General features: G+C 52.0%; 3 protein-coding genes and 3 pseudogenes. All 6 read left to right on the top strand.

The annotated features are described in order from the left end of the window. Positions 1 to 47 precede the first annotated feature (47 nt). A pseudogene (locus BZG79_RS10545) lies at positions 48 to 1,448 on the top strand (L-serine ammonia-lyase). Positions 1,449 to 1,474: 26 nt separating this feature from the next. Continuing rightward, positions 1,475 to 2,773, top strand: coding sequence for a serine hydroxymethyltransferase (locus BZG79_RS10540; protein ID WP_077774361.1), 1,299 nt, complete (start codon positions 1,475 to 1,477; stop codon positions 2,771 to 2,773). Positions 2,774 to 2,901: 128 nt separating this feature from the next. Then, positions 2,902 to 3,279 (top strand): glycine cleavage system protein GcvH, encoded by a 378-nt coding sequence (gene gcvH / locus BZG79_RS10535; RefSeq protein ID WP_077774360.1) that lies wholly within the window; start codon positions 2,902 to 2,904, stop codon positions 3,277 to 3,279. Between the two features lie 15 nt (positions 3,280 to 3,294). Continuing rightward, a pseudogene (gene gcvP, locus BZG79_RS10530) lies at positions 3,295 to 5,879 on the top strand (aminomethyl-transferring glycine dehydrogenase); the annotation flags it as partial. Continuing rightward, positions 5,855 to 6,358 carry a hypothetical protein gene (locus BZG79_RS10525; protein ID WP_347336589.1) on the top strand — a complete coding sequence of 168 codons (504 nt, stop codon included), beginning with the start codon at positions 5,855 to 5,857 and terminating at the stop codon, positions 6,356 to 6,358. The pseudogene gcvP and the gene BZG79_RS10525, both read left to right, overlap by 25 nt. 107 nt (positions 6,359 to 6,465) lie before the next feature. Further along, positions 6,466 to 7,232 (top strand): annotated as a pseudogene (locus BZG79_RS10520) (IS3 family transposase); the annotation flags it as partial.

The raw sequence follows: 7,232 nt of genomic DNA, 5'->3' as shown, positions 1-7,232 counted from the left end.
GTATAAATAATGATAAAAACGTACCTTACTGATCGAGGAGGCAGGCCATGAATCACAGCAAGTTTGACCTGTTCAAAATAGGCGTGGGGAAGTCAAGCTAACACACTGACGGGCCCGTTGTTGCCTGCGCACGCTTTTCGCAATTTGCGTCGCAAACGCTCGCGCTCGATATGATCCATCGTGTGAATGTCGATTTATACGGCTCTTTGGCGCTGACCGGAAAAGGACATGCCACGGATGTCGCTTGCGTGATGGGATTGATGGGCGAAATGCCCGCGACTATCGAATCAGATGAAATCGATACCATGACTAATATGGTTAAAAATGGTGGCGAACTGCCCTTTGCCGGCCGGCATTATATTCGATTTAACTGGGAGGCAGATATTGCCTTTCATTATGATCAGGTTCTCCCCGCGCATCCTAATGGCATGACTGTCAGCGCATATGATAAAGCCGGTGACTGCTTGACCAGCAAGACCTATTTCTCTGTCGGTGGCGGCTTTGTGGTCGAAGAGGGCGAAACGGATGCCTTGGCAACCAATTTCACGCCACCTTATCCATTTGATAGTGCGGCAACGCTGCTGGCGCAATGTGATCGAACCGGGATGAGTATTAGCGAATTGATGTTCACCAACGAAATTGCGCGCGCCCAGTATCATGACTCGGCAGCAACGCATGAAACCGTCAATCAAGGGCTCGACCATATATGGCAAGTGATGCGTGAGTGTATTGATCGCGGGGTTCAACAAGGCGGCGTGCTGCCAGGCGGTTTGAACATCAAGCGACGCGCCAAAGGCATGTACGAGGCCATTCATGACAAGCAAGCCCATGGATTACCGACAGATACCAATGATTGGGTCAACCTGTTTGCCATGGCAGTGAACGAAGAAAACGCCGCCGGTGGCCGAGTCGTCACCGCACCGACTAATGGTGCTGCCGGCGTGATCCCTGCAGTACTGGCGTATTACGATAAATTTGTATCGCCCAATAACCCTGAAGGCATCCGCACCTTTATGGCGACTTCCGCGGCTATCGGCTCTTTGTACAAGACCAATGCCTCTATTTCGGCAGCAGAAGTCGGTTGTCAGGGAGAGATTGGCGTGGCGTGCTCGATGGCAGCAGCCGGATTAGCCGCAGCCATGGGCGCAAGTAATCAACAAATTGAAAACGCGGCAGAAATCGGCATGGAGCATAACCTCGGCCTCACTTGTGATCCAATAGATGGCCTCGTACAAGTCCCTTGCATTGAGCGCAATACCATGGGTGCCGTGAAAGCGATTAACGCGACTCGGTTGGCAATGGGTGGTGACGGCCAACACCATGTCTCACTCGATAGCGTGATTAAAACCATGCACGAGACCGGCCTCGACATGATGAGCAAATATAAAGAAACCTCACAAGGTGGCCTCGCTACCAATGTGATCCCGATTAATGTTGTGGCCTGTTAGCCACCATCGCCAACAAGGAAAGCGAAATGAAACCGAGCTACCCGAATGTAGAATTGGAGCAGTTTTTCTCCACCAATTTATCGGAATCCGATGGTGCCGTGATGTCAGCCGTGCAAGCCGAACACAAACGCCAACAACAGCAAATCGAGCTTATCGCATCAGAAAACATCGTTTCGCAAGCGGTGATGCAAGCACAAGGCACTTGCTTGACCAATAAATACGCAGAAGGCTATCCAGGACGTCGCTATTATGGCGGCTGTGAGCATGTCGATGAAGTCGAAGCCATTGCTCAAGCCCGTGCCAAACAGCTGTTTAGCTGCGAGTTTGTAAACGTGCAGCCCCACTCTGGCGCACAAGCCAACGGTGCCGTGATGCTGGCACTGCTGCAACCTGGTGACACTATTTTGGGTATGTCACTGGATGCCGGAGGCCACCTTACTCACGGGGCACGCCCTGCGTTATCAGGCAAGTGGTTTAATGCCGTGCAATACGGTGTTAATCAAGAAACTCTAGAAATTGATTATGACGATGTCGCGGCTCTTGCGCGTGAACACCAACCTAAGATGATCATCGCCGGCGGCAGCGCTGTCCCACGCCCAATTGATTTTGCTCGCTTCCGCGCGATTGCCGATGAAGTAGGCGCATATCTGATGATCGATATGGCACACATTGCCGGTTTAGTGGCCACCGGCGCCCATCCATCGCCACTGCCGCATGCGCATGTGGTCACCACCACCACGCATAAAACCCTGCGTGGTCCACGCGGTGGCATGATCCTCACCAATCACGAGGACATCAATAAGAAGATCAACTCGGCCGTGTTCCCCGGTCTACAAGGCGGTCCATTGATGCACGTGATTGCCGCGAAAGCCGTGGCATTTGGTGAGGCGCTAGAGCCTGAGTTTAAATTGTATATTGATCAAGTGGTTGCTAACGCCAAAGTACTGGCCGAGGTTCTACAAACGCGTGGCTGCGACATTGTCACGGGCGGCACCGACACTCATCTGATGTTGGTTGATTTGCGCCCGAAAGGTCTAAAAGGCAACCAAACCGAACAAGCACTCGAGCGCGCGGGGATCACTTGTAACAAGAACGGTATTCCATTCGACACCGAGAAGCCAATGATCACATCGGGTATTCGCCTCGGTACACCAGCCGGCACCAGCCGCGGTTTCGGCACCGAAGAATTCCATCAAATCGGTGAATGGATTGGCGATGTATTAGATGCCCTAGTTGAGGAACCAGACGGCAACGCTGAGGTTGAAGCGCGGATTCGTAAACAAGTGCAACAGCTATGTGCCCGCTTCCCGCTTTATCGTCAATAAAGGCATAGCAATAAATATCCATATATCAATTAATTAGGATTATGAGGCAGTAGACTAGTATTTGCCTCAATTTACAATGTAAATTGCTCATAAAGCGAGCAGTTCGTAATTTAGCAGGAGAGTAGCAAATGGACGCGACACTGAAGTATTCCGAAAGCCACGAGTGGGTCAAAGACAACGGCGATGGCACAGTCACCATGGGGATCACTGATCATGCCCAAGGCCTACTTGGCGATGTCGTGTTTGTCGATCTACCTGAGGTGGGTGACAGTACTGAAAAAGGTGAAAGCTTTTCTCTGGTGGAATCGGTAAAAGCCGCCTCTGATATCTATGCACCGGTTGATGGTGAAGTTGTCGCCATTAACGACGATTTAGAAGACAGCCCAGAGTTAGTTAATGACGAACCTTTTGAGGGCGGCTGGATTGCCAAGATTAAACTCGCTGACGACACCAACTTGGATAATCTGATGGATGCGGATGCTTATGCCGCCGCCATCGACGACTAATTCAGGACGAATATCATGACCAAAACGCGTTTACTCGATAGCTTAGTGGCTGATAACGATTTTATTGCTCGCCACAATGGACCGGATATCAAACAACAAGACGCTATGCTGGCGGCGATCAATGCCACCAGCCTTGAGCATGTGATTGAAGAAACCGTTCCTGCGGATATCCGTTTGCCGAAGCCGCTTAATCTGAGTGCGCCGAAAAGCGAAACCCAGATGCTGGCGGAACTGAGCGACATTGCTACGCAAAATACGATAAAGCGTAGCTTGATTGGCCAAGGTTACTACCACACTCATACCCCACCGCCTATTTTACGTAATGTGCTGGAAAACCCTGGCTGGTATACCGCTTATACGCCCTATCAGCCCGAGATCTCGCAAGGCCGATTAGAATCCTTACTGAACTTCCAGCAAATGGTAATGGACTTAACGGGGATGGATTTGGCCAACGCGTCGCTGCTCGACGAAGCCACTGCCGCGGCGGAAGCCATGACCCTGTGTAAGCGTGGCGGCAAGCACAAAGGCAACGCCTTTTTTGTTGCCAGCGATGTGCACCCACAAACCTTGGATGTGATTAAAACGCGTGCCAACTTCTTAGGTTTTGACATCATTGTTGATGACACGGACAAGCTGGATCAGCACGATGTATTTGGCGCCCTACTCCAATACCCCGGCACCACCGGCGAAGTGCGCGATCTCAGTGCGCTTATCGCAGAAGCACAAAGCAAGAAGACGCTGGTCGCGGTTGCTACCGATCTGCTTTCACTCACTTTGCTTAAAGCGCCGGGTGAAATGGGCGCGGATGTAGTGATTGGGTCGGCGCAACGCTTTGGTGTGCCTATGGGTTACGGGGGCCCACACGCCGCCTTTATGGCGACACGCGACAAGCTAAAGCGCACCATGCCTGGCCGAGTGATTGGCGTATCGGTCGATAGCAAAGGCAACCAAGCCCTGCGCATGGCGATGCAAACGCGTGAGCAACATATTCGCCGTGAAAAAGCGACTTCCAATATTTGTACCGCTCAAGCCTTGCTGGCCAACATGGCTGCTTTTTACGCGGTGTATCACGGTCCAGAAGGCTTAAAGAAAATTGCTCGCCGCGTGCATCACCTCGCCGCGCTGTTCGCCAAATCGGTACAAGCAGCCGGGTTGAGCCTCGCGCACGATAGCTTCTTTGATACCGTGACGTTTAACACGGGCGATCAAACCGATGCCTTGTATCAACAAGCGCAGGACGCCGGTTTTAACCTGCGTAAACTGGATGGCCAACTTGGCGCGAGCTTTGATGAAGCGAGCACACTGGCAGAAGTCAATCAACTGCTCACCGCACTCACCGGTCAAGGCGATGCAGATGCCGTGGCGAGCGACATTGAAGCCGATGAATTGGCCGCGATCCCTACCGTATGCCGCCGCAGCAGTGCGTACCTGATACATCCCGTCTTTAACCGCTATCACAGTGAAACCAAGCTGATGCGGTATATGAAGGCGTTGGAAAACAAAGACTTCTCTCTCACCCACGGCATGATCCCGCTGGGCAGCTGTACCATGAAGCTGAACGCCGCGGCCGAAATGATCCCCGTCACCTGGCCAGAGTTTGGCGCCCTGCACCCGTTTGTGCCATTGGAGCAAGCCAAAGGCTATCAAACTCTGGGTAAATCACTGCGTGACATGCTGTGTGAAATCACCGGGTACGACGAGATCTCCATGCAGCCGAACTCAGGCGCGCAAGGGGAGTATGCGGGATTAATCGCGATTCAGCGCTACCATGAAAGCCGTGGTGACAGTCACCGCAACGTGTGCTTGATCCCAAGCTCCGCGCACGGTACCAACCCTGCCTCCGCGGCCATGGTTTCGATGAAAGTGGTTGTAGTAGGCTGTGATGACGATGGCAATATCGACATTGACGATCTGAAAGCCAAGATCGACAAACACCGCGATGCGCTCTCGTGCATAATGATCACCTACCCATCGACACATGGTGTGTACGAAGAAACCGTGCAGCAAGTGTGCGAGCTGGTGCACGAGGCAGGCGGCCAAGTTTACTTGGATGGCGCCAACATGAATGCGCAAGTGGGGCTGACMACRCCGGGCTACATTGGCTCAGACGTCTCGCACCTCAACCTGCACAAAACCTTCTGTATTCCCCACGGTGGCGGCGGCCCAGGTATGGGACCGATTGGCGTGAAATCGCACCTTGCGCCTTTCCTKCCCGGTCATGTGGAGCAAGGCGACGAATTTGCCGTCTCGGCTGCACCWATGGGTAGCGCCTCGATTCTTCCTATTTCATGGGCGTACATYGCSATGATGGGTGAACAAGGCCTGACGCGCGCSACCGAGTTRGCGATTCTCAGTGCCAACTATGTGATGGARCGTTTGCGTCCTTACTACCCTGTGCTTTATCGCGGCAAAAACGGACGTATTGCGCACGAATGTATTATCGACATTCGTCCGCTCAAAGAGGCATCCGGGATCAGCGAAGAAGACATCGCCAAACGCTTGATGGATTATGGCTTCCATGCACCGACCATGTCGTTCCCGGTCGCGGGTACGCTGATGGTTGAGCCGACCGAAAGTGAAAGCCAAGAGGAATTGGATCGNTCGCGGCAAAAACGGACGTATTGCGCACGAATGTATTATCGACATTCGTCCGCTCAAAGAGGCATCCGGGATCAGCGAAGAAGACATCGCCAAACGCTTGATGGATTATGGCTTCCATGCACCGACCATGTCGTTCCCGGTCGCGGGTACGCTGATGGTTGAGCCGACCGAAAGTGAAAGCCAAGAGGAATTGGATCGCTTCTGTGATGCCATGATTGCCATCCGCGAGGAAATTGCCAAGGTACAAGATGGTGAGTGGACGCTGGAAGACAACCCATTGGTCAATGCGCCCCACACCCAAGCGGATCTGATGGCAGACGAGTGGTCACACGCCTATTCACGTGAGCTGGCTTGCTTCCCATCCGCCCATAACAAGGCAAGCAAATACTGGCCATCGGTCAACCGTGTCGATAACGTCTACGGTGACCGCAACCTGATTTGCTCTTGCCCTAGCATTGAAAGCTATATGGATGAGTAATCCATTCCGCTCGCGGAAACAGTGATGTTAAAGGCGAGCCGCTGGGCTCGCCTTTTTTATGAATGGTGTCCCGTCCTGAAATACGTTGACATAAAGAGGACTTCTTTATGACAACATCAAGTAACTCGAGCCGTAAGCGTACGCAACGTGATTACACCTTAGCCTTTAAATTAGGCGTTGTTGAGCGTGTTGAAAAAGGCGAAATGACATACAAACAAGCGCAAGCCCGTTTTGGTATTCAGGGCCGCTCAACGGTACTCGTCTGGCTCAGAACACATGGTAGACTCGATTGGTCGAAACCATTTCAGCATCCCCTTATGCCACACTCAAAAGAAACCCCAGCCGAAACTATCAAGCGCCTTGAGCGTGAGTTAGCCGAAGAGAAACTGCATAACCAAATCCTCAATGGTATGGTCGATATCATGGACAATGAGTACGGAGCCGGCCTCAGAAAAAAGTACTTATCCGGTACATCTGGCAAGCCAAAGCCAAAAGCAAAATCAAGTTAGCGGCGGCATGTCGTGCCGCAGGCATTTCTCGACAAGGTGTCTACCAAGCCGTTGCTCGAATGGAAGGCCGAAGAGCTTAACTATCAATCATCAAGGACTGGGTCCAATACTGGCGTAAATATATGCCGAGGTTAGGGGCGCGTAAGCTCTACGCGTTGGTAAAAACCAAGCTAGTTGAACACGAAATTAAACTAGGGCGAGACGGTTTTTTTTAGCTATCTGTGAAGTGAAGGTTTACTGGGTTAAACCCAAGAAAAGCTACACAAAAACTACGTATAGTAAGCACTGGATGAAGAAGCATCCTAACCTGCTAAAAGAAAACGGACTGCATGATGCTGCTCATGTACAGGGTATAACAATAAGCG

Source organism: Salinivibrio sp. MA427 (assembly GCF_001996115.1).
GTDB classification, from domain to species: domain Bacteria; phylum Pseudomonadota; class Gammaproteobacteria; order Enterobacterales; family Vibrionaceae; genus Salinivibrio; species Salinivibrio costicola.
The sequence above is the reverse complement of the archived record's forward strand: the minus strand, read 5'-3'. Positions and strand labels throughout refer to the sequence as shown.

Coding starts and splice junctions, on each gene's coding strand:
- BZG79_RS10540 (WP_077774361.1), top strand. CDS start 1,475: ATGAAACCGAGCTACCCGAATGTAGAATTGGAGCAGTTTTTCTCCACC.
- gcvH (WP_077774360.1), top strand. CDS start 2,902: ATGGACGCGACACTGAAGTATTCCGAAAGCCACGAGTGGGTCAAAGAC.